Annotated in this window: 19 protein-coding genes; 7 read left to right on the forward strand and 12 right to left on the reverse strand. The window is 69.2% G+C overall.

The genetic code is table 11. The features are described from left to right. Positions 1 to 231 precede the first annotated feature (231 nt). The 4 genes from ABT070_RS39810 to ABT070_RS39825 all read left to right on the forward strand — a co-directional run bounded on the left by ABT070_RS39810 (position 232) and on the right by ABT070_RS39825 (position 4832). Positions 232 to 1560: an ABC transporter substrate-binding protein gene (locus tag ABT070_RS39810; RefSeq protein WP_351767824.1), complete on the forward strand. Its 1329-nt coding sequence runs from the start codon at positions 232 to 234 to the stop codon at positions 1558 to 1560. 12 nt (positions 1561 to 1572) lie between these two features. After that, entirely contained in the window at positions 1573 to 2514 is a 942-nt protein-coding gene (locus ABT070_RS39815) for a carbohydrate ABC transporter permease (RefSeq protein WP_351767825.1), read from the forward strand. After that, on the forward strand, positions 2511 to 3401 hold the full coding sequence (locus ABT070_RS39820; protein WP_351767826.1) for a carbohydrate ABC transporter permease: 891 nt from the start codon (positions 2511 to 2513) through the stop codon (positions 3399 to 3401). Before ABT070_RS39815 ends, ABT070_RS39820 begins: the two co-directional genes overlap by 4 nt. 120 nt (positions 3402 to 3521) lie before the next feature. Further along, positions 3522 to 4832, forward strand: coding sequence for an alpha-glucosidase/alpha-galactosidase (locus tag ABT070_RS39825; RefSeq protein ID WP_351767827.1), 1311 nt, complete (start codon positions 3522 to 3524; stop codon positions 4830 to 4832). 128 nt (positions 4833 to 4960) lie between these two features. On the opposite strand, the gene ABT070_RS39830 is transcribed toward ABT070_RS39825, so the two are convergent. Then, a complete protein-coding gene (locus ABT070_RS39830) occupies positions 4961 to 6550 on the reverse strand; it encodes a GMC family oxidoreductase (RefSeq protein ID WP_451102691.1) in 1590 nt (529 codons plus the stop codon). Positions 6551 to 6999: 449 nt separating this feature from the next. On the opposite strand from ABT070_RS39830, the gene ABT070_RS39835 reads away from it, so the two are divergent. From ABT070_RS39835 to ABT070_RS39845, 3 genes are all read left to right on the forward strand, one after another. Further along, positions 7000 to 8157 carry a LacI family DNA-binding transcriptional regulator gene (locus ABT070_RS39835; protein ID WP_451102693.1) on the forward strand — a complete coding sequence of 386 codons (1158 nt, stop codon included), beginning with the start codon at positions 7000 to 7002 and terminating at the stop codon, positions 8155 to 8157. 827 nt (positions 8158 to 8984) lie between these two features. Then, on the forward strand, positions 8985 to 9515 hold the full coding sequence (locus ABT070_RS39840; protein WP_351767829.1) for a hypothetical protein: 531 nt from the start codon (positions 8985 to 8987) through the stop codon (positions 9513 to 9515). Positions 9516 to 9962: 447 nt separating this feature from the next. After that, the gene (locus tag ABT070_RS39845; protein WP_351767830.1) at positions 9963 to 11543 is read left to right on the forward strand and encodes an APC family permease; all 1581 of its coding nucleotides are present in this window, start codon (positions 9963 to 9965) and stop codon (positions 11541 to 11543) included. Positions 11544 to 11705: 162 nt separating this feature from the next. On the opposite strand, the gene ABT070_RS39850 is transcribed toward ABT070_RS39845, so the two are convergent. The 11 genes from ABT070_RS39850 to ABT070_RS39900 form a co-directional block, all read right to left on the reverse strand. Continuing rightward, positions 11706 to 12023 carry a UBP-type zinc finger domain-containing protein gene (locus tag ABT070_RS39850; RefSeq protein ID WP_351767831.1) on the reverse strand — a complete coding sequence of 106 codons (318 nt, stop codon included), beginning with the start codon at positions 12021 to 12023 and terminating at the stop codon, positions 11706 to 11708. Between the two features lie 213 nt (positions 12024 to 12236). Further along, positions 12237 to 12836, reverse strand: coding sequence for a short chain dehydrogenase (locus ABT070_RS39855; protein ID WP_351767832.1), 600 nt, complete (start codon positions 12834 to 12836; stop codon positions 12237 to 12239). 39 nt (positions 12837 to 12875) lie between these two features. Next, positions 12876 to 13844, reverse strand: coding sequence for an electron transfer flavoprotein subunit alpha/FixB family protein (locus ABT070_RS39860; RefSeq protein WP_351767833.1), 969 nt, complete (start codon positions 13842 to 13844; stop codon positions 12876 to 12878). A gap of 37 nt (positions 13845 to 13881) precedes the next feature. Next, positions 13882 to 14667 carry an electron transfer flavoprotein subunit beta/FixA family protein gene (locus tag ABT070_RS39865; RefSeq protein WP_351767834.1) on the reverse strand — a complete coding sequence of 262 codons (786 nt, stop codon included), beginning with the start codon at positions 14665 to 14667 and terminating at the stop codon, positions 13882 to 13884. A gap of 22 nt (positions 14668 to 14689) precedes the next feature. Then, positions 14690 to 15742 (reverse strand): proline racemase family protein, encoded by a 1053-nt coding sequence (locus ABT070_RS39870; protein WP_351767835.1) that lies wholly within the window; start codon positions 15740 to 15742, stop codon positions 14690 to 14692. 37 nt (positions 15743 to 15779) lie between these two features. After that, positions 15780 to 17282, reverse strand: a complete 1503-nt coding sequence (locus ABT070_RS39875; RefSeq protein ID WP_351767836.1) for a gamma-aminobutyraldehyde dehydrogenase — start codon at positions 17280 to 17282, stop codon at positions 15780 to 15782. Next, entirely contained in the window at positions 17279 to 17719 is a 441-nt protein-coding gene (locus ABT070_RS39880) for a hypothetical protein (protein ID WP_351767837.1), read from the reverse strand. The genes ABT070_RS39875 and ABT070_RS39880 overlap by 4 nt, the downstream gene beginning before the upstream one ends. Then, entirely contained in the window at positions 17716 to 19362 is a 1647-nt protein-coding gene (locus tag ABT070_RS39885; RefSeq protein WP_351767838.1) for a GMC family oxidoreductase, read from the reverse strand. The genes ABT070_RS39880 and ABT070_RS39885 overlap by 4 nt, the downstream gene beginning before the upstream one ends. 34 nt (positions 19363 to 19396) lie before the next feature. Continuing rightward, the gene (locus tag ABT070_RS39890) at positions 19397 to 20320 is read right to left on the reverse strand and encodes a dihydrodipicolinate synthase family protein (protein ID WP_351767839.1); all 924 of its coding nucleotides are present in this window, start codon (positions 20318 to 20320) and stop codon (positions 19397 to 19399) included. A 56-nt stretch (positions 20321 to 20376) separates the two neighbouring features. Next, entirely contained in the window at positions 20377 to 21819 is a 1443-nt protein-coding gene (locus ABT070_RS39895) for an aldehyde dehydrogenase family protein (RefSeq protein WP_351767840.1), read from the reverse strand. Between the two features lie 43 nt (positions 21820 to 21862). Further along, entirely contained in the window at positions 21863 to 23377 is a 1515-nt protein-coding gene (locus ABT070_RS39900; protein ID WP_351767841.1) for an APC family permease, read from the reverse strand. Positions 23378 to 23532: the final 155 nt, after the last annotated feature.

Here is a 23532-nt window from a genome sequence, read left to right on the forward strand (position 1 = left end):
ATTGTGGAGCTCGGACATGATCCGTATCCGCGCGACTCCCGGCGGACGGCCCGGCTTGACGCCGCCTCCCGAACATCCTTCCCGTGCGGACCGGCCCGCCCGGCGCTGAGCGGCGCACACCATCCCACCGGGACCGCTGTGACCTCGTCGCGGGCGGCACGCCGTACCGCGTACACCGGGCGCGCCCTCGCACAGACAACACGTGTCCCACAGCTCCGACCGGAGGTATCCATGCATGCGGTCCCCCGCAGCGCGCAGCCCGCACGCCGCGATGTGCTGCGCGTCGGCACAGGTCTGGCCACCGCGGCGGCCGCGGGCCTGACGGCCTCCGGCTGCGCGGCGGGCAGTGCCGACGGCGTCGGCGCCGACGGCACCGTGACCATCGAGATGTGGCACGGCCAGACCGACACCGGCAAGAAGGCCCTGGAATCGTTGGTCGCCTCCTTCATGCGCGGACATCCCCGCATCCGGGTCGAGCTGGGCGGCGGAGTGCTCGCCGACGCGATGCTCCAGAAGGTGACGGCCGCCCTCGCCGCCGGCTCCTACCCGGACATCGCCTACATCTTCGGCTCCGACCTCGCGAGCGTCGCCCGCAGCCCCCAGGTCGTCGATCTGACCGGCATGGTCGAACACTCCGTCACGCCCTGGACGAACTACTGGGCGCCGGCGCGCCAGGCCGTGACCGTCAACGGCCAGGTACGCGCCGCGCCCGCGCTGCTGGACTCGCTCGCGGTGGTCTGCAACAAGAAGCTCTTCCGGCAGGCCGGCCTGCCGCTGCCCGAGGCGGGCTGGCGCTGGGACGACTTCGTCGCCACCGCCGAGGCGCTCACCGACGCCAGCGGCGGCCGCTTCGGCACCGGCTGGCCCGGTGTCGGCGACGAGGACACCGTCTGGCGCGTGTGGCCGATGATCTGGGACCTCGGCGGGGACGTCGTCGCCGACGACGGCAAGCACATCGGGTTCGGCGACACCGGGACCCGCGCCCTGGAGGTGGTGGCGGCCCTGGCCCGGGACAGGAGCGTCTACGTCGATCCGAAGCCGGGCAGTGAGCAGATGTACCAGGTCTTCATGTCCGGCCGGATGGGCATGGCCGTCACCGGCCCCTGGCAGCTGCCCGACATCCGGCAGGCGAAGATCGACTACCACGTCGTCCCGCTGCCCAGCTTCTCCGGCCGGCCGATGACCATCAGCGGACCCGACACCTGGACGGTGTTCGACAACGGCGCCGCCCGCAAACGGGCCGCCAAGACCTTCGTGAGCTGGCTCATGCAGCCCGCGCAGGACGTGCGCTGGGACATCGACGCGGGCAGCCTGCCGCTCAGCCGCCGGACCCGCGACCTGCCCGCCTGGCGGCACGAGGAGAGCGGCACCGAGGGTCTGGGGGTGTTCACCAAGACCCTGGACTCGGCCCGCGTACGCCCCGTGCACGCCGCCTATCCGCAGATCTCCCAAGCCCTCGGACAGGCCGTTGTCGCCGTGCTGCTGGGGCGGAGCAGTCCCGCCCAGGCACTGCGCGCCTGCGCCGCCGACGCCAACGCCGCACTGCTCATACCGCGCTGAGGAGAACCCGTCGTGTCTCGAGTGCCCACCCCGATCACCGTGTCCCGGCCCCCGGACAACCGGCGTGCCCTGCGCCGCAGACGAGCCGGTGAGGCCACCATGGCCTGGACGTTCGTCTCCCCCGCCGTCCTGATCATCCTCGGCCTCAGCGTGGTGCCCATCATCTGGTCGCTGCTGCTGTCCTTCCAGGCCGACGACCTCGTCACACCGAGCCGTTGGGTGGGCCTGGACAACTACCGCGCCCTCGCCCAGGACCCCCGTTTCAGCCAGGCGCTGCGCAACACCGTGCTCTACACCGCGCTGTACGTGCCGGCGAGCATGGTGGTGGGGCTGCTGCTCGCCATCGCCCTGAACCGGCGCATCCGCTTCGTCGGGCTCTACCGCACCCTGTTCTTCGTCCCGTTCGTGGTCTCCGCCACCGCGCAGGGCGTGCTGTTCTCGTTCATCCTGGACCCGGAGTTCGGCGCGGCCAACGCCGTACTGCACCACCTCGGCATCCCCTCGCAGGGCTTCCTCACCGATCCGTCCCAGGCACTGCCCGTGCTGGTCGCGATCAGCCTGTGGAGCGGTACGGGCTTCTGCCTGGTCATCTACCTCGCGGCGCTGCAGGACGTGCCGGCCTCGCTGATCGAGGCGGCCCGGCTGGACGGCGCCGACCGCATCCAGCTCCTGCGTCATGTCACCCTGCCCGCGCTCAGGCCGGTCTCGGTCTTCCTGCTGCTGTGGCAGACCATCCAGTCCCTCCAGGCGTTCGACCTCGTGTACGTCACCACCAAGGGCGGGCCCCTCGGCTCCACCACGGTGATCGTCTACTTCATCTGGGAGCAGGCCTTCAAGAACGCCACCGCCGGATACGGGGCCGCCTCGGCCTATGTGCTGGCCGTGGCCCTGGGCCTGATCGGCCTGATCCTCCAGATCGTCCGCCGCCGCCGACTCCAGGGAGCCGCCGTATGACCGCCGTCTCCGCCCCGCCCGACGCCGCGCAGGCGGCCTCGTCCCCCCGGACCGGCACGCGGCGACGGCGCCCGCAGCTGTCGTTCAGTCTCTGGCACCTGCTGCTCGCGCCGATGGCCCTGCTCTTCGCGGTGCCGCTGATCTGGCTGGCACTCAGCTCGGTGATGAGCAACGCGGAGATCAACCGTTTCCCGCCGGCGTTGTGGCCCTCCCATCTGGATCTGGGCGGCTATCGCTATGTGCTGGGCAACGCGATGTTCCCCCGGTGGTTCGCCAACTCGTTCCTCGTCAGCCTGGTCACGGTCAGCGCGAACCTCGTGCTCGGCACCCTCGGCGGCTACGCGTTCGCCCGGATGCGGTTCGCCGGCTCCCGGCTGCTGCTCGGCCTGATGCTGGCCACGATGGCGATCCCGTTCCAGCTGACGATGATCCCCACGTTCCTGGTGATGAAGCAGCTCGGCCTCATCGACAGCCTCGGCGCCCTCATCGTGCCGTCGCTGGTCACGCCTTTCTCGGTGTTCCTCCTGCGGCAGTTCTTCCTCTCGCTGCCCCGCGAGCTGGAGGAGGCCGCCTGGATCGACGGCTGCTCACGGTTGCGTGTGCTGTGGCGGATCGTGCTGCCGCTGTCCCGGCCGGCCCTCAGCACGGTCGCCGTCCTGACGTTCCTGAGCACCTGGAACGACCTGACCTGGCCCCTGATCGCCATCAACCACGACACCCAGTACACGCTCCAGCTCGGCCTGACGACCTTCCAGGGACAGCACCACACCCAGTGGGCCGCCGTGATGGCCGGGAACATCATCACCGTGCTGCCGGTCCTGCTCGCCTTCCTCGGCGCGCAGAAGGCGTTCATCCAGTCCATCACCTCCACCGGCATCAAGGGCTGACCCCGGCCGCCCCCTCGACACACCACCCGGGCAGGAACCCCGTGCCCCCGGTGGTACCACCGCACAGCCCACGCGGGACGAAGTCCGCACCCGCCTTCTCAAGACCGAGGAAACCCCGGTATGACCACCCCCAAAATCGTTCTCATCGGCGCCGGCAGTGTCGTCTTCACCCAGGGACTGCTGGCCGACCTCCTCGCGTTCGGCGAACTGAAGTCCGCGCGCATCGCGTTGCACGACATCGACACCGAGCGTCTGGCCACCGCGTACGCCGCCGCCGTCCGTATCGCCGACGTCCTCGGCGCCGGTCCCACGGTCACCGCGCACACCGACCGCCGCGAAGCCCTGGCGGACGCGGACTTCGTCATCAACATCGTGCAGATCGGCATGGGCGAGGCCACGCGTACCGACTTCGAGGTACCGGCCCGGCACGGCGTACGCCAGACCATCGGCGACACCCTGGGCATCGGCGGCATCTTCCGCGCCCTGCGCACCTTCCCGTTCCTGAAGGAGCTGGGGCGGGACATCGCCGAGGTCTGCCCTCGGGCCTGGCTGCTGAACTACACCAACCCCATGGCCATGAACGTCCAGTACCTGACCCAGGCCACCGGCCTGACCCGGGTGGTGGGCCTGTGCCACTCCGTGTACTGGACACTGCGCGACCTCGCCGAACTGGTCAAGGTCCCCTACGAGGAGATCAGTTACCACGCTGCGGGCGTCAACCACCAGGCGTGGGTGCTGCGCTTCGAACACCAGGGACGCAGCCTCTACCCGAAGCTGGACGAACTGATTGCCTCCGACGACCAGTTGCGCCGCAGGGTCCGCGTCGACATGTACCGAAGGCTCGGCTACTACCCGACCGAGACCAGCGAGCACTCCTCCGAGTACGTTCCCTGGTACCTGCACCACGACAGCGAGATCGAGCGGCTGCGGCTGCCGATCGGCAAGTACCTCAAGATCGTCGACGAGAACGTGGCCGCCTACGAGAAGACCCGCGACGCGCTGACCGCCGGGGCGCCGATCACCGTCGAGGGGACGATGGAGTACGCGCCCCAGATCATCCACAGCATGGTCACCGGCACCCCGCGCACGGTCTACGGCAACGTCCCCAACCGGGCTCTGATCGACAACCTGCCCGCGCACGGCGTCGTCGAGGTGCCGTGCCTGGTGGACTCGTCGGGCATCCAGCCCACCCGTGTCGGCTCCCTGCCACCCCAGCTGGCGGCGCTCAACCGGACCTACCTGAGCGCGAACGACCTGGTGGTGCGGGCCGCGATCGAGGACGAACCGCGGCACATCAGGCATGCGGCGATGACCGACCCGGCCACGGCCGCGGCCCTGCCCGTCGAGGACATCTGGCGCCTGTGCGACGACATGGTCGCCGCCCACGGCGACCTCCTCCAGCCAGGACTGCGCGCCCGTCTGGGCTCGTGAGCGGCCCGGGAGTTCCGGCCCGGTGTCCGAGAACGGCGAGCCCAGGCAGCTCTGCGGGCCGGAGCCGGCTCCCGTTCGGACACCAGCCGGTGGATTCGGGCTGAGACGAGAATCTCGGGATGCTGCGACTACGGCCGCGAACTCGACCGGATGAACGAGGCGGCCCTCTCCCCGATCATGATGGCCGGGGCATTCGTGTTCCCCGTCACCAGCGACGGCATGATCGAGGTGTCCGCCACCCGCACGTTCTCGAGGCCGAGCACGCGTAGTTCGGAGTCGACGACCTTGCCCATCATGCAGGTGCCTGAGGGGTGGTAGAAGGAGAACGACTGGGTGCGGATGAAGTCGTCGATGTCCTCGTCACGGTCCGAGACGGGGGCCAGACCCGCGTCCGCGGCCGCGCTCAGATCGGACTCCAGGAGATCGGTCAGCCGGGACTCGCGGGCGATGCGCATACACAGGCGCAGGCCCTCCCGCAGTCGCCTGCGGTCGTCCTCGTCGTCCAGGTAGTTGTGGACAATGCGCGGCTTGGCGTAGGGGTGCGAGTGCCGCAGCCGTACGGAACCGCGGCTGCTCGGCCGGGCGACGTACGGACCGAACGACATTCCGGGTTCGAGCGGGGCCGCCAGGCCTTCGTCCCGGACGATGCCCAGCGCGGCGTGCACCTGGATGTCCGGGGCCGGAAGGCTGTCGTCGGTGCGGAAGAAGCCACCGACCTCGTTCCAGGCCATCGGTCCGCTGCCCTGCTCGCGCAGCTGTTGTTCCTCACGTGAGGTGTCCGGACCCAGCAGCGGTTCGGTATGGCTGAAGAAGCTGATGAAGCAGCCGGCGTGGTCCTGCATGTTCCGGCCGACGTCCGGGAGGTCGTGCAGAGGGGCGACACCTCCCTGGGTGAGTTCGTCGGCCGGCCCGACACCGGACTGGAGCAGCAGGTGGGGGGAGTTGTAGGCGCCCAGCGACAGCACGATCTCGCGGTCGACCCCCAGGGTGCGCACGGCACCGAGGTGGTCGACCTCCAGACCGCGGGCCCGAGTGCCGTCGAACACGAGACGAAGCGCGGTCGTCGAGTGGAGGACCGTGAGGTTGGGACGCTCCGCCGCCGGTGTCAGGAACGCGGACGCGCTGCTCCAGCGCAGCCCGTTCCGCTGGGTCACCTGGTGGTGACCGACCCCTTCCTGTTCCGCCCCGTTGAAATCCGGGTTGGACTTGTGGCCGGCATCCTGGGCCGCCTCGACCCACGCTGTCAGCAGTGGGTGGACGGAGGTCGGGTCGCTGACGGTGAGAGGGCCGCCCGTGCCGTGGAAGTGGTCGGCTCCACGCTGATTGTCCTCCGACTTCTTGAAGAACGGCAGGACGTCGTCGTAGCTCCAGCCGGTGTTCCCCATCCGCTCCCATGTGTCGTAGTCGTACCGGTGACCACGGACGTAGAGCATGGTGTTCATCGAACTGGTTCCGCCGATCGCCCGTCCGCGGGGCAGGTAGATGCGGCGGCCGCCGAGCTGAGACTCCGGCTCCGTCGCGAAGTCCCAGTCGAATGTCGTCTTGAGCTGCTGCGAGAACAGCGAGGGGATCTCGAACAGGCGGCCCTGCGCGGGTGGCCCGGCCTCGATCAGAGCCACGGCGACGTCAGGATCCTCCGACAGCCTGCCGGCGAGCGCGCAGCCCGCAGACCCGGCCCCTACGACAATGTAGTCATATGTTTCCCTTGATACCGCCATTGCGCCTCCTCTAGCGACAGGACTTCGACGACCGGTGCGCTCGGCGCTCATGCACTGCACCAGAGCGGGCCTGGTGAGGGGATCTCATGAGCCGGGACGAAAGAAGCGCCCGGGAACATCCTGGTCTCTGAAGGCTAGACAGCCACGTCGGCCAGACACATGCACAAACTGAGCAAGCTGGGCCTGCATGGCAACACATGATGCGCACGGCTGACTGACAAGGAGCCCGGCTGTCGCTGCTCCAATATTGGTAAGAATCACTTGCCATTAATGGTCGGTATGGCTACGGTTCCCTCAGTCGTCCCCGTTCGGCCCCTTTGCCTCAGCCCGCGAACCCGGCGCCCGTCACCCTCTCCCCCTCGATGCCGGCAGTGACGGGCGAGCCATGACCGAACCGACCTGACGAGTGCTGGTGCGAAGCGGTTCTCCGCCGCCGATGGAGTGTGCACATGACGCCAGAGCCTTCACCGAGACGCGGCAAGGGCGCCCATCACGATCCGTCGGACCCGACCCACACAGCCGGAGCACCCCAGGCGAGGGGAGGCTTCAACGCGGACATACCGCCGCCCGGAAATCGGCGGACGGGACGGCCCACCCTCGACGAGGTCGCCGCCAGAGCCGGCGTCGCGCGCATGACCGTCTCCCGCGTCATCAACGCGGCGGCCTCGGTCAGCCCTCGGACCAGGGCTTTGGTCGAACGCGCCATCGCCGAGACGGGATACGTACCGAACCGGGCCGCACAGACCCTCGCGGGCAAACGCAACGACATCGTCGCTCTGGTCCTGTCGGAACCAGGCATCAGCATCTACGGGGAGCACTACCTCACCGAGATAACGCGCGGCATCGAAACCGTCATCGCCCCCCTCGACACCCACCTCATGCTGGCACTGAACCGACCCGGCACTGAGCAGGAAAGCCTCACCGGGCGCCTCACTCAGATGCTGCGGGGGCATCGCGTGGACGGTGTGCTTCTCGTTTCCGTCCTCGCCGATGACCCCTTGCCCGCGATGGTGGAACGCCTGCGCATGCCCGCACTGCTCAGCGGCCATGGCCCTGCCTGGGATTCCGCCGGGCGCGTTGATGTCGACGAAGTGGACGCCGCCTGCAATGCGACGACGTACCTGCTCAGACAAGGGCGAAGCGTGGTCGCCACGATCACCGGGCCTCTGGACACGCACCCGGCACGACGCCGGCTGGAGGGATATCGGCAGGGAGTCGAGCTGGCGGGAGGCACGCGGGGTACCGGCCGGCTGATCGCATGCGGCGACATGACGGAGGAGGGCGGGGCGCGAGCCATGCGCGAGATCCTGGCCATGTCTCCCGATGTGGACGGCATCCTGGCAGCGTCCGACGCCATGGCGGCCGGTGCGCTGCGCGCCCTGCGTGAAGCAGGGCGCCGGGTGCCCGAAGACGCGGCGGTGATCGGGTTCGACGACTCCGTGATCGCCCGACACACCGATCCCCCACTTACCAGCGTTCGCCTGCCGCTCTCCGAAATGGGGCGGACCATGGCCCGCATCCTGCTTCAGCAGATCGGCGCGCCTTCCTCCGCCCAGCCGCCCCACTCCCTCCTGTGCGCGGAGCTCGTGCTGCGCGACTCGGCCTGACCGGACGGCGAAGGTCACCGGCCGCCCCGGGCCGGCCGACAGGCCGACCGGCCGACAGGACGGCCATCGCCTCCGTACCGCGGCACAACCCCCGCGACGCACGCCGGCCGCGAGCGCACGGCCTTGCGCAACGGGCATCAAGCGACTGCACCGAAGTCGGGCCCATTTGCGTGCTTGGCATTTTCAAAGGATGGTGCGCGTCCGGCACATCGGGTGTCGCACGCAGATTCGGCGCGGGGTGAAAGGGTGCATCGGGCCACCCGCACCGACTGCTGTGGAAATCCGGCGCCACATGCGCGAGATCAGCGCGTACCGCATATGCCAACATCCACTAATGGGGACGTTGCCAGTTCGTGACCAACGCCAGTTTATGGTACCGCTCTCATTCCGTCACGAACCCCTATGCTACCGGCATGCCCATATTCACTGGACGCCGTCCCCCGCGCCCGCGGCTGGCCCCAGAACTCGACGACAAAGAGCTCGGGAGGGTCCTGAGATCTCTCGTAGATCCTCACGGGCTTCCGCTGCCGGGAATCCAGGTCCATGTGATATCCGGTCTGATAGCGGAATCCGGAGAAAACTGGGACCGTCGAGCCCATCGTCTCTCGGTTCTCGCAACCTGCCTGCCGAATGCATCTCTCGCCGCCTCTTGGCTGACGCGCGCGCCGAACAGTGCTGACGCCTTGATCCTCCACAGCCGGATGGCTCTTCGCGACGCCACGGTGACAGGCACCGCGCCGGACGAGTCAGGAATACTGGAGGACTGTTACCAGGCGGTAAGACTGCGGCCGCAGGATCCCGCTCCCTGGGTTCTCATCCTCAGCCTCATGAGGATGCAACAGCGCCCCCTCCAGCAGGTCCGCACCATCTGGCGGGAAATCGTCGCTCGCGATCCATGGCACCGCGAGGCGCACCTGGAAATGCTGGGATATCTGTCTCCCACGGAACAGGGTTCCCACATGGCGGTGCTTGACTTCATCGATTCCAGACTTTCCCAGATGCCTGCCGGAGCTCCTCCCTCGGGATTGAGGCTGACGGCCGAGGTCCAGAAATATCAACGAAACGTAAGGCGAGGTGGATTGAACGAAATCATTGCGGACTCCCACTGGAACACCCAGGATGTCGCGTCTGCACTCGACAAAGCTCAGAGCTACTGGCTCCAGCCCGGGTTTCTGCGGTATGCCGCCGCCGTCGCCGATCTGAACGTCCTGACTTTCGCGTTGGTCGCATCACGCCGTTTCACCGAGGCCGCAGCCGCGTTTCGCGCAGTGCAGGGGCTCGTCACGCCATGGCCGTGGCATATCCAGCGCAACCCGGTCGAGGCATTCGCGAACTGGCAAACCCGATGCTGGCGCTAGCGCCGCACCCCGTTCTGCCAGTGCTCATCTTCCGGGGCCCGTCAACGGATTGAGCTCCCACGAGGTCCTCCCGCTTCGCCGAACACCTTCTCCATTTCCGCCGGTAAAGCCTTCAGCAGGTCGTCGCCGTGCGACCCCAACAGGTCGATCGAGTGCCGCACGTCGGCGCAGGTGACCGGTGAGGGCGCACCGGCCGCGCGCCGGCCCGGTGACGACGTCGGCGTGCTTGCCACCCTGATCGCCTGCGTCCCCGTCTCGGTGACCCATCAGGCAAGCAAACACACCACCTCCGCCGGCCGGCTCGGCGCGAGCCGCGGCGGAGCGGCTGACATCCACACCTTCGAAGGCCGAACGCGCTCCGGAGACGTCCGCCACGCGCCCTGCACATCAGCACGCCCTCCTCGCCTCACAAAGATCATCATGTCGACAACAGAGAAGGATGCACACGTGTCCAGAACCGATCACGGCAGAACCCCGAGCCGGGCCGCCCGCCCGGCGTCTTCGGCCGAAGACGCCGAACTGCTCGCAGCACTCGGCTACGAGCAGAAGTTCGATCGGAAAGTCAGCCTGTGGGCGAACTTCGCCCTCGGCTTCGTCTACCTCTCGCCCCTCGTGGGCGTCGTGGCACTCTTCGCGGTCGGCCTGTCCACCGCCGGCGGCCCGTCCATCTTCTGGATAGGCATCGTCGGGATCGGAATGTTCCTGATCTCCCTCGTCTTCGGCGAGGTCGTCTCACAGTTCCCGCTCGCCGGAGGCCTCTACCAATGGGTCCGACGGCTGTGGAACGGCCGCTACGCCTGGTTCACCGCCTGGACCTACATCTGCTGCATCACCATCGGCATCACCAGCACGGCCCTGTTCAGCTCGGACTTCGTCGCCAGCCTCTTCACCGGCACCGCGGACGAGCCGGGCGTCAGCTCAACCCCCGCGCAGCGCCTGTACATCGCCACCGCCGTCGCAGCCCTCTGTCTGCTCTGCAACTGCTTCGGCACCAGGACGCTGGCCCTGATCTCCAAGATCGGACTCGCTGCCGAACTGATCGGCATCGTCCTCGTGGGCTTCTACCTCCTGGCCTTCGAACGGCACAACTCCGTCTCGGTCTTCTTCCAGGCAAGCAGCGCCACCCACGAGAGCTACCTCGCGGCGTTCGTCGCCGCCTCGATCGTCGGGCTGTTCCTCTTCTACGGCTTCGAAGCGTGCGGCGAGGTCGCGGAAGAGGTCCCGAACCCCGCCCGCAGCATCCCCCGCGCGATGCAGATGACCGTGGTCGTGGGCGGCCTGGCAGCCCTCTTCGCCTTCGTCGGCTACGCCCTCGCCGCCCCGGACCTCGCCTCGATCCTCTCCGGGGAGGACACCAACCCCATCCCCGCGATCCTGCAGAACGCGGTCGGAACCTTCGGCACGAAGCTGGTCCTCGTCGTCATCCTCACCTCGTTCATCGCCGGTGTCATGAGCCAGCAGGCCGCCGCAAGCCGGATCGTCTTCTCCTTCGCGCGCGACAACATGTTCCCCGGCGCCCGCGTCTTCTCCAAGATCTCACGCAGGTACCGCGTCCCCATGAACGCGCTGCTCGGCGTGAACGTCGCCCCGCTCCTGATCTTCTGCTTCGTGTACTACTCGCCCGACTCCCTCGTCAAGATCGCGGCCTTCCAGATGCTCGCCGGATACGCCGCCTTCGTGATGGTCGTCCTGGCCGCGCTGCGCATACGCCTCAAGGGCTGGCGCCCCGCCGGAGCCTTCACCCTGGGCCGCTGGGGCCTGCTGGTCAACACCGCGGCTCTCGCCTACGGCATCCTCGGCATGGCGCTCCTGGCCTGGCCCACCGGCGACGCCGGCACCCCGTTCGTGGACCGCTGGATCGCGCTCATCGGCTTCCTCGTCGTCTCTGCCGTCGGCCTCGCCTACCTCCTGACAGCAAAGCCGGACCGCAACTCCACCGCACCCGAAGGCGACGCCCTCGAGGTCTCCGAACGCCTGCGCGGTCGCGCCGCACTCCTCACCTCCGCGGAAGCCGGCAAGGACGCATGACCCAGGTTCTGTAGTCGGTGCGGGTCGCCTGTGCCCGGGCGGCCCGCACGATCCACCGCATTGCACGGCCACGCCGGCTCGGGTGGCTCTCGGAGCGCATGGGCGCGGGCCGAGCACGGACTTCCCCGGTCGGCGGGCGCGGCAGCCCGCGCGGGCGGGTGCTCAGCCGTCGTCACGCGGCTGGAGGTACACCTCGTCGACAAAACACCAGGCCCATTCGTCGCCGTCCTCGGTGAAGCGCATCAGCGGGTGTCCGCTGGACTCGAAGTGGGCGGTGGCATGGCCGTGGCGCGAGCTGTCGCAGCAGCCCACGTGGCCGCAGGTGAGGCACACCCGCAGGCCGACCCAGTCGTGGCCGAGAGCGGCGCACTGCCGGCACACGTCGCCCTGCGGGGCGTGCTCCGGTTCGGGTGTTTCGATGTGTGCGCATCCGCGCCCTTCCGGCCGGCCACCGTCCGGGCGCAGGGTCCACCTGGCCATGAGGTCTCCTCCTTCGCCGACTTTCACCCACTGCTGCCGCTGCCGACACTTCGATCCCACCTGGGCTTTCGGATGCGACCCGCTCGACAAGCGCCACCGTCCCGGCCACCTGGCACGGGACGCGGCCGACCGGGACCGCAGCGGCCCGCGACGGCGCCCCTGCACTCGCCGCCGGACCCCGGCTCCGCGACGAGCGGAACGATCCGGCAGCGATCAGCCGAGCTCGAAGACGCGGCCGGTTTCCGCGCCCTCGATCGACCGGACGTAGGCCTGGACCACCCGCTCCAGGGGCACTGGCTCGAAGCCGGGAAAGAAGTCGGCGTACGTGTCCAGCGCCTCGGTGATGACGGTGGGGCTCACCGCGTTCACGCGCACCGGCGCGGCTTCCAGAGCGGCCGCGCGTACGAACGCCTCCACCGCCCCGTTGGCCGTCGCGGCGGCCGCCGAGGTCACGATCGGCTGCCGTGCCAGGATGCCGGTGATGAGGGTGAAGGACCCGCGCGGTGCGATCGCGGACAGCCCGAGACGGACGAGTTCGATCTGCCCGAGCGCCTTGTTGAGGAAGCCGGACAGATAGTCGTCGCGGGTGAGCTGGTCAAGCGGCTTGTAGGGCGTGCTGCCCGCCGCGCAGGCCACCGCGTCGACACGGCCGATCCGCTCGTAGAGCGCCTCGATGGAGGTCGGATCGGTGAGGTCGACCGGATGTGCGGCGAGGGAGCGGCTCGCTCCGAGAACGTCGTGTCCACGCTCCGCGAGCGTCGTACCGAGAGCGGCGCCGAGGCGACCTGTGGCGCCGACGAGCAAGATCTTCACAATGGGTCGCTTCCTTGTCCACGGCCGGGGGCGGGATCGTCAGCCCTTTCGGGAGACGATTTCGTCGGTGAGCTCGGGCAGCACGTCGAACAGGTCTCCGACCACGCCATAGTCGGCCAGGTCGAAGATCGGCGCATCCGGGTCCTTGTTGACCCCCACGATGACCTTGGAGGTCTGCATGCCTGCCCGGTGCTGGACGGCACCGGAGATGCCTGCCGCGAGATAGAGCTGCGGCGCGACCTGCTTGCCGGTCTGGCCGACCTGGTGGGCATGCGGATACCAGCCGGCGTCCACGGCGGCGCGGGAGGCGCCCACCGCGGCGCCGAGCGCATCGGCCAGCTCCTCGACGACCTTGAAGCCCTCGGGGCCGCCGACCCCACGGCCGCCGGAGACGACAAGGGCCGCTTCGGTGAGCTCCGGGCGTCCGGAAGCGGTGCGCGGCGTGCGGGAGACGACCTTGGTGCCCGTGGCAGCCGGGGAGAACTCCACGGTCACGTTCTCGATCCGGCCGGCGGCGGGCGCGGGCTCGGCGGTGGCCGCGTTCGGCTTGACGGTGATCACCGGGGTGCCGCGGGTCACCCGGGAGGTGACCGCGAAGGACGCGGCGAAGACCGCCTGGACCGCCAAGGGACCTCTGTCGTCCGTCTCCAGGTCCACGGCGTCGGTGATCAGACCGGAACCCAGGCGCAGCGCCAGCCGGGCGGCGATCTCCTTGCGCTGCCCGGAGGAGGTGACCAGGACGGCGGCCGGGGCGGCGGTCCTGGCGATCTGGGTCAGTGCGTCGGCCTCGGGTACCACCAGGTAGTCGGTGAACTCCGGGGCATCGGCGACGTACACGGTGGCGGCGCCGTACTCACCGGCCACGGCGGCGATGGCGGCGGCATCCTCGCCGGCGCCCAGGACGACTGCGGCCGGGGTGCCGAGGCGGCGGGCCAGGGTCAGCAGTTCGAGAGCCGGTTTACGGATCCGGCCGTCTTCGTGGTCGATGAGGACGAGTACTTCACCCATTGCTCTTGGTCTCCAGGAGGGTGGCGCGGGCTCGGGGTCAGATGAACTTGTTCGCGCTCAGGAACTCGGCCAGCCGCCGGCTTCCTTCTCCGTCGTCCACGACGACGGTGCCGGCCCGGCGCGGCGGGCGGGCGGCAATGGTCTCCACCACGGTCCGGGCGCCGACGCTGCCGACCTGATCGGCGGTGATGTCGAGGTCCGCGAGATCCAGGGTCCGCACCGGCTTCTTCTTGGCCGCCATGATGCCTTTGAACGACGGATACCGGGCCTCGCCTGACTGGTCGGTCACCGAGACCACGGCCGGCAGGGACGCCTGGAGGTGCTCGGTGGCGCTGTCGCCGTCGCGGCGGCCGTCGACCTTGCCGTCGGCCACCGACACCCGCGAGAGCAGGGTCACCTGGGGGATGCCCAGCCGCTCGGCGATCAGCGCGGGGACGACGCCCATGGCGCCGTCGGTAGAGGCCATGCCGTGCAGGACGAGGTCGTAGCCGGTCTGTTCGACCGCCCTGGCGAGGATGGCCGACGTGGCCACCGCGTCGCTGCCGCGGATGGCCGGGTCGGTGATGTGCACCGCCTTGTCCGCCCCCATGGACAGCGCCTTGCGCAGCGCGGCCTCGGCGTCGTCGGGGCCCACTGTCAGCGCGATGACCTCGGCGTCACCGTGGGCTTCGGCGATCCGCAGCGCCTGTTCCACGGCGTACTCGTCCAGTTCCGACAGCAGGCCGTCCGCGGCCTCGCGGTCGGTCGTCGCATCCTCCGCGAAACCCCGCTCACCGGCCGCATCGGGTACGTACTTCACGAGGACGACGATCCTCAAGCTCACGGTCACTCCTCGGCGTCGGGAATCACAGGGCGCGCAGCCAGGTGTCGGAGAGGGTGTAGCCCTCGGGGAAGGGGTCGGTGGGGTCCAGGCCCAGCTGGCTGAGCGAGGTGATCCACGCACCGCCGGCGATGCTCGGCACGACGGACTCGTACGGGCCGATGGTCGTGGTCCGCTCGACCCGGCTGTCGAAGACGGTGCCGATGAGCGACTCGTGCAGGAACGTCTGGCCGGCGGCGATCCGGCCCTTGGCGTGGAGGACGGCCAGCCGCGCCGAGGTTCCGGTGCCGCAGGGCGACCGGTCGATGCGTCCGGGCGAGACGACCACGGCGTTGCGGGACCGCAGGGCGGGAAGGCCGCCGTCCTGGCCGGGTTCCTCGTGCAGATCGCCGGCGAACAGCGTCTGTGTGATGCCGGGGATGGCGCTGTTCTCGGGGTGTTCCACCGTGTACTGCTCGGCGGCCGCCTGCTTGATGATCTGGCCGAGCCGGCACAGGTCGCGTGCCTCGTCGGGGACGAGCGCCAGCCCGATGGCCTTGTGGTCGACCAGTACGTAGGTCATGCCGCCGTAGGCGATGTCGACGGTGAGGGTGCCCAACTCAGGTACCTCGACCGGGACTTGCAGGTGGTAGACGAAGGCGGGCTGGTTGGTCAGCCGTACGTTGACCACCTTGCCGTCCCGGCATTCGCAGCGCACCCTGATGAGTCCCGCCGGGGCCTCCAGGGTGAGCTCGGTGACCGGCTCGGTCATGGGCAGCATGCCGGTCTCCAGGAGCACGGTCGCCACGCACATGGTGTTGGAGCCGGACATCGCCGGATACTCGGTGGATTCGAGGATGACGAATCCCATGTCCGCCTCGGGGTGACGCGAGGGCAGGACGATGTTGGCGTTGTGCACGGCGGCGCCGCGCGGCTCGAACAGCAGCAGCTTGCGCAGGTGGTCCGCCTCGGTCTCCAGGTGGACCCTCTTGTCGAACATGGTCTCGCCGGGCACGTCGCCGATGCCTCCGACGACCACCTTGCCCACCTCGCCCTCGGCGTGACAGTCGACGACGTTCAGGACTCTCTTCCAACGCATGCGGGTCTTCCTTGTCCTACGGGTCGGGCGGGGGGTGTCAGGAGGGCCGGTCGCCGAAGACGGTGCGGTGCCAGTCCTTGCGGACGGTGCCGGTGATGTCCGACATCACGTGCTTGACGTTCGTGTACTCGTCGAAGGAGTACGCCGACATGTCCTTGCCGTAGCCGGACGCCTTGTACCCGCCATGGGGCATCTCGCTGATGATCGGGATGTGGTCGTTGATCCACACGCAGCCCGCCCGGATGTCGCGGGAGGCGCGCTGGGCGCGGTACACGTCCGTGGTCCAGGCCGACGCGGCGAGCCCGTAGGGCGTGTCGTTGGCCAGGGCGATGCCCTCGTCGTCGGTGTCGAAGGGCAGAACGACGAGGACCGGGCCGAAGATCTCGGACTGGACGATCTCGCTGTCCTGCGCAACACCGGTGACCAGGGTGGGCAGGTAATAGGGGGCGTGCGCCAAACCACCGCCCGGGGCGGATCCACCGTGGAGGATCTTGGCGCCCGCGGCGCGGGCGCGGTCGACGAAGCCGGCCACGCGCCGCTGGTGGGTGGTGGAGATCAGGGGGCCCTGGTCGGTACTCGGGTCCAACGGGTCGCCGAGACGGACACTCGCCATGAGGTCGGCCGTACGGCTGAGGAACTGTTCGTACAGGGGACGCTGGATGTAGGCGCGGGTCGCGGCGGTGCAGTCCTGGCCGGTGTTGATCAGCGCGCCCGCGACCGCGCCGTGCACGGCGGCCTCCAGGTCGGCGTCGTCGAACACCAGGAACGGCGCCTTGCCGCCGAGTTCCAGGTGCAGCCGCTTGCCGGCGGCCGCCCGAGCGATGCTCAGGCCGACGGGGGTGGAGCCGGTGAAGGACACCATGTCCACGTCGTCATGGCTCACGAGCGCCTCGCCCGCCGTCGTCCCCGGCCCGGTGACGATGTTCACCACACCTGCCGGGATGTCCGCGCGGGTGGCGGCCTCGGCGAACAGCAGGGAGGTGAGCGGGGTGAGTTCGGAGGGTTTGAGGACGATGGTGTTGCCCGCCGCGACGGCCGGGAGGATCTTCCATACGGCCATCTGCAGCGGGTAGTTCCAGGGCGCGATCGACCCGACCACACCGATGGGCTCCCGGCGGATCGACGAGGTGTGATCCGGCGAGTACTCCCCCGCCGCCCTGCCCTCCAGATGCCGTGCCGTCGCGGCGAAGAACTCGACGTTGTCGATGCTGCCCGGGACGTCGAACTCCCGGGTCAGCTTGATCGGCTTTCCCGCCTGACGGGTCTCGGTGACCGCCAGCTCTTCGGCCACTCGGTGCAGTTCGGTCGCCAGCCGTGCGAGCGCGCCCGCGCGCTCTGCCGGGCCGGCCCCGGCCCACTCGGGAAAGGCGCGCCGCGCCGCACGGACCGCACGGTCCACATCCTCGGCGGAGGCTGCCGGGAAGGCCGTCAGAACGGCGCCCGAGGCGGGTTCGGCCACCGTCAGTTCCTGCGTGGAGGAGCCGTCCTGATAACGGCCGCCGATGTACTGGGCCGGCGCCGTCCAACGGAAAGTACTCATGCGGAGGGCCCTCCGGCGGCCCCGGGGGTGGGCCGATAGCGTGGTTCGCCGGCCAGCATGGGAGCGATCAGGTCGTCCTCGAGGTCGTCGACCGCTTCGGTGAGGCCCGCCGGCCTGCGGATCTGGCCCGGGTAGCCGATGGCGGCTCGCACCTCGGGCGCCATGTAGTAGGACCCCGCCACCGCGGTCGTGAGCGCGTAGAACTCGGTCGGGTGCTCGGCGGCCAGTGAGCGCAGGGCAGTGACCGGGTCCTCGTCGCGAAGGCGGTCGCAGGCCTGCGCGACCACCGCTTCCAGCTGCGGTTCGGCGGCGAAACCGCGGCCGAGCCAGTGACCGTTGGCGAGGACTGCGTCGGCTGCCGGTTCCCGCGCTCCGGCGGGGATGATGGCTCCGGCGAGCGCGAGCAGCGTCGCGGACTGTACAGAGGTGAGGCTCATCGCAGTGGTACCTCCTGGTCGCGGGCCTGCTGTACCAAGTGTTCGACGCTGCGCAGCGCGATCGCGCAGATCGTCGCGGTGGGGTTGACCGCACCCCCGGTGGGGAACACGCTGCCGTCGACGACGAACAGGTTGGGAACGTCGTGCGCCCGGCCGTACTGGTCGACGACGGAGGTCGCGGGGTCGTCGCCCATGCGGGCGGTGCCCAGCAGGTGGCCGGGCTGGTCGCTCCACAGGGGCGTCTCCACGGTCCGCACGGCTCCGGCCGCCCGGTGCGCCTCGTGGGCGCGGTCGAGGTTGTAGCGCAGCAGCCGTCGGGTGTTGTCGGAGACCGAATAGTTGATCTTGGGGGAGGGAATTCCGTCGGAGTCGGTGAGCGTCGCGTCGAGCGTGACGGTGTTCGACTCCTCGGGCAGGTCCTCGGAGTTGATGCCCCATTGCAGGGTCCGCCCCAGGGTCGAGCGCATGAGCTCGTGGACCGGTGCGCCCCAGCGTTCGTCGAAGGAGGCACCGTCGTGCAGCGACAGGGCCCGCAGCGGCCCTCCGGTGGGCATGACCTGCCACTTGGCTCCACGGACGAAACCGCGCGTGGTGTCGGTCTCGTAGAACTCCAGTGAGTAGATCGCCTGGCCGGCCGGGCCGAGCCAGCTGTCCATGTCCTCGTCGTAGACGCCGGTGACCTCGGCGTTGGGGTGCAGCATGAGGCGCTTGCCGACCAGGCCGGAGGAGTTGGCCAGACCGTTCGGGAACCTGCCGGAGGCCGAGAGCAGGAGCAGCCGGGGGGTGCCCACGCCGTTGGCGGCCACGATCACCGTCCGCGCAGGCTGGAAGTGCTCCGCTCCCTCGCGGTCGAGGTAGACCGCCCCGTCCGCCAGTCCCTGGCGGTTGGTGCGGATCTCCCGTACCCGCGCCCCGGTGATCAACCGGGCGCCCCGGTTCAGGGCGATCGGCCAGTGGGTGAGGTCGAAGGACGCCTTGGCGCCCTGCGGACAGCCCGACTCGCACGAGCCGATCCGCGCGCACTGGGCGAGGTTTCCGTGGCGCTGCGAGGCGATGGCGTTGACCGCCGGCCACCAGTGCCAGCCCAGCTTGTTCATACCGCGTGCCGCGCGCTTGCCGATCTTGCCGATCGGATGGGGCGGCAGCGGCGGCGCCCACCCTGTCGGATAGGCAGGGTCGCCTTCCATGCCCGCCGCGCCGACCTGAGCGTCGACCCGGTCGTAGTACGGGGCGAGATCCTCGTAGGTGAAGGGCCAGTCGTCGCCTACGCCGTCGAGGGTGGCGGTGCGGAAGTCGGAGGGCAACAGGCGCATCCAGTGCCCGCCGTACAGCAGGGAGCTGCCGCCGACCCCGGAGAACATCACCGGGTGGATGTCGGATTCGCTGACCTCGCACGGGTAGTCGGCCGGGCGTCGGCGGACGTTCGGGTCGTGGTGCCACCGGCGTAGCGACAGCAGCTCCCATTCGGGCTTGTCGCCGGGGAACTCGGTCGGGTTGACCCAGTCCCCCTGCTCCAGGCAGACGACCCGGAAGCCGTGTTCGGTGAGGTACCGGGCCGCCACGGCACCGGACGGGCCGGCGCCGATGACGAGGACGTCGGCGGGTTCCTTCGTACAGCTCTCGGCCGCGGGGGATTCATTCATGAACTTCTCTCCCTCTCGGGGATCCCGTTCGTCGTCAGACGCTCTGCGTGGCGGGCGAACGTTCGAACTGTGCGACGGCCTCGTTCGCGACCGTCAGGAGCTGCCGGAGTTCGGCGAAGTCGGACTCCTCGACCGGCAGGGCCGGGAGGCGCGGCGAACCGACTTCGATGCCGCGCAGGTTGGTCGCCGTCTTGACGGCCTGGGCGTAGCCGTGGGTCTCGAAGAACCGGGCGAGGGGGTAGAGGTACGACCAGAACTCGCGTGCCCGCTCGGCGTCCTGGTCCAGGACCGCCAGCTCCCACAGCCGTACGCAGGCCTCGGGCACGGCGTTGACGGCGCCCCACACGGTGGCCTGTGCTCCGCCGGCCAGGAAGCCGGCGAGGGCGACGGAGTCCTGCCCGCTGAGTATCTCGATGCTGTCCCCGCACAGTTGACGGATGCGGAACAGGCGGCCCACCTCGGGGGTGGTGTCCTTCAGGAACCGCACGCCGTCGATCGACGCCAGCTTGGCGATGAACTCCGGCCGCATCGACCAGCCGGTGGCGCTCGGGTTGTTGTAGATCATCAGGGGCAGACCGACCTCCGCGACGGTCCGGAAGTACGCCTCCACCTCGCGCTCGTCGATGGCCTCGTAGTACGGGCACACCAGCATGCCCGCGACCGCGCCGGCCTTGAGGGCGTGCTCGGAACTGGCCAACGCGTCCGAAGTGGTCATGGCCCCGACCTGGGCGGTGACCTGCGTCCGGTCCCCCACCGCCGCTATGACGGTCTCCAGGTTGAGCCGGCGCTCCTCGGTGCTCAGCGAGGCGAATTCACCGGTCGAGCCGTTGACGACCAGACCGTGCACCCCGCGGTCGATGAGATCGGTGGCCAGGGCCGCTGTGGCGGTGGTGTCCAGCGCGCCCTCGGCGTCGAACGCGGTCAGCAGTGCGGCGTGGACGCCGGAGAAGACAGCCATGTGAATCCCATCCGTTTCTGATGTCGCACCGTCGTTGCTGCGGTGCGGCGCGTTGGTCAGACGTTGTTGACGGCGACGTGCTTGATCTGGGTGAACTCGGTGACGCCGAGGAGGTTGTTCTCCACGCCGTATCCGGAGTCGCCGTGGCCGCTCACCGGCAGGTCGGGGCCGAAGGCCAGGTGGTTGTTGATCCAGACCGTTCCCGAGGTGAGCCGGTTGGTGATGCGGAACGCGCGTCCGACGTCACGGGTCCACACCGACGCCGCCAGTCCGTAGCGGGTGTCGTTGGCCATGCGCAGCGCGCCTTCGTCGTCGTCGAAGGCCTGCACCGTGAACACCGGGCCGAAGATCTCTTCCTGGACCAGTTCGTCGCCCTGCTCCACTCCGACGACCACGGTCGGCTTGAGGAAGTACCCCGGTGCGTCCGTCCGGTCCCCACCTGTCGCGATCCGCGCGCCGGCGCCGCGCCGGGTGAGAAGACCCTCCACCCGCTCGCGCTGGGCCTGCGAGATCAGCGGACCGAGCTGGGTCGCCGGGTCCAGGGTGTCGCCGACGACGGTGGCGCGGGCTCGCTCGACGAGACCCTCCACGAAGGATTCGTACCGGGAGCGGTGTACCAGGATGCGGCTGGAGGCCATGCATTCCTGGCCCGCGTTGTAGAGGCCGCCGACCAGCAGGGCGTCCAGTGCCTGGTCGAGGTCGGCGTCCTCGAACACGACGGCAGGCGCGTTGCCGCCCAGTTCGAGCACGGTCTTCTTCAGGTTGGCTGCCGCCGCCGCGGCCACGGCGGAGCCGCCTGCCACCGATCCGGTGAAGGACACGAGCCCCACTGCGGGGTCGGTCACCAGGGCCTGGCCGGCCTCCGGTCCGGTTCCGGTGATCACGTTGAGGACGCCGGGCGGAAGGACCTGACCGGCGAGTTCCGCGAGCCGCAGCGTCGTCAGCGGGGTGGCCTCGGCCGGCTTGAGGACCACGGTGTTGCCGACGGCGATGGCCGGCACCAGCTTGGCCACCGCCTGCAGCAGCGGGTAGTTCCACGGGGTGATGGCGGCGATGACTCCGATGGGCTCACGCCGGATGAACGAGGTGTTGCCCGGCACGTACTCCCCGGCGGCGATGCCGGGCAGGCTGCGCGCGGTCGCCGCGAAGAGCCGGATGGCATCGACGACGCCGGTCAGTTCCCCGTCCCGGACCGCCGTGATCGGCTTGCCCGCGTTGACCGCCTCCAGTTCGGCCAGCTCGTCGAAGTGGGCGACCACGAGGTCCGCCACCTGATGAAGAGCCTGGTAGCGCTCTGCGGGGCTGGTGGCCGCCCAGCCCTCGAACGCGTCCCGCGCCGCCGAGACGGCGAGGGCGACATCGGCGGCGTCGGACGCCGACACGGATCCGATCCGCCGGCCCGTCGCGGGGTTGACCACGGACAGAACGCCGTCGGCGGTTGCCCGCGTCGGCTTGCCACCGACGAAGTTCCAGGTGAGGTCACTGGTGTGGACGCTCATGACGGATGTACTCCCTGATTCGTATGTCTTGATTGCTGGATCACTAGGAGCGGTCTGCGGGCGGGCCCGTCTCGACAGGCACGGGCCTGACGGGGTGCCGGCCGCTGTTGCGCGCCGGGCTCACGGCGTAGACGACCAGTCCGGCGACGAAGGCGATGAGCAGTCCCAGCCCCACCTGCCGGGGGTTCTGGTAGATGAGCACGACGCACAGCGACAGCGACCAGACGATGGTGAGCGGGAAGATCACCCGCCAGCCCCGGACCCGGTAGGCCGCGGTGGGTACGGTGCCCCGCAGCTTGCCGATCCACATGACGGTGAGCAGGACGCCGTAGCCGGCCACCCACAGCACCACCGTCATCGCGATGAGCACCACGTACAGGGAGCTCCACAGGGTGGACAGCACCGCCACACCGGCTGTGATCCACACCGCGAAGGCCGGGACGTGCTCCTTGTTGAGTGCGGCGAAGCGCGAGCTCAAGGGAAGTTTGTTGTCGCGGGCCTGAGCCCACAGAACCCGGGCTCCGGCCAGCTGGAGCACCACCGCGCTCACGAACAGCCCCAGCACGGCCAGCGCTTCGAAGATCTTGGCGAGGTCGTGGCCGAGCACCGGCGAGAGGATGAAGGTGACGGGCTGAACGCTGGCGAGCGTGTCGGTGACCCGGCCCATCGCCAGGATCAGCAGCAGGATGACCACCGTGCCGAACCCGTAGGAGCCGAGATTGGCCCGCACCATCGCCTTGGGGACGGCACGGGCGGCGTCCTTGGTCTCCTCGCTGGCATTGCCGCTCACGTCGAAGCCGTTGAGCACGATGCACGGCAGCAGCGCCGCGTACAGCAGGGGCATGATGATCGAGCCCTTGACCGTGCCGTCGCTGGTGAAGAGGTAGCCGGCACCGTGCACCGGATCGTCGCCGAAGACCAGCGCGGCCACGACACCCACGGTGACCAGCGCACACGCTATAAGGGTGGCCACCACACCCGCGTTGACGAACCGGGTGCTGAGCTTGACGCTGGCGACGTTGATCAGGGTGGAGACCAGGATCAGGCCCGCGGCGGCCCCGACCAGTCCCCAGTGCCCCGCCGACACACCGAACCAGCCGAGGATGACCGGTACCAGGGCGATACAGGAGGAGGCCAGCGAGAAGATGTGGGCCAGCTCGATCCACCACCCGGTCTGCCACCCCAGGAAGCCGCCACCGAGCCGGGAGACGATGTTGTACGCACCGCCGGCGATCGGGTAGGCGGAACAGGCCTCGGCCACGCACAGGGCGATGAGCATCTGCAGGCCGCCCGCGACGACCCACGGCCAGAACATCGCCGGGCCGACCGCGACCAGGCCCACGGCGAAGGTGAAGACGATGCCGCCGATGGGGGCGATCGTGCCAAACTGCAGAGCGAACGCGGAGAACTGTCCCAGCTTCCTGCTGAGCTGCGGTTTGTAGCCCAGTTCTTCCAGATACTCGTCGTCGGAGGTCTGGCGCGCATCGAGTGCACCGTCGCCGTTCGCGGGCCTGGTGTCGCTGGTCTGCGAAGGTCTGTCCCCTGGAGGCGGAGTCATGAGACATCTCCGATCGGTTCGGGTCGCCGCTGCTGGCCTTGGGGAGGGGGCTGGAGGAGGCAGGGCAAGGGAATGCTCGGAAGGAGGGCCGAGTGGGGACGGCTTAGTGAAAGCTTAGATATACTGACCATTAATGGCAAGGCCTTGTTACCAAT

This window comes from Streptomyces sp. NPDC002884, assembly GCF_040295245.1.
Classification (GTDB): domain Bacteria; phylum Actinomycetota; class Actinomycetes; order Streptomycetales; family Streptomycetaceae; genus Streptomyces.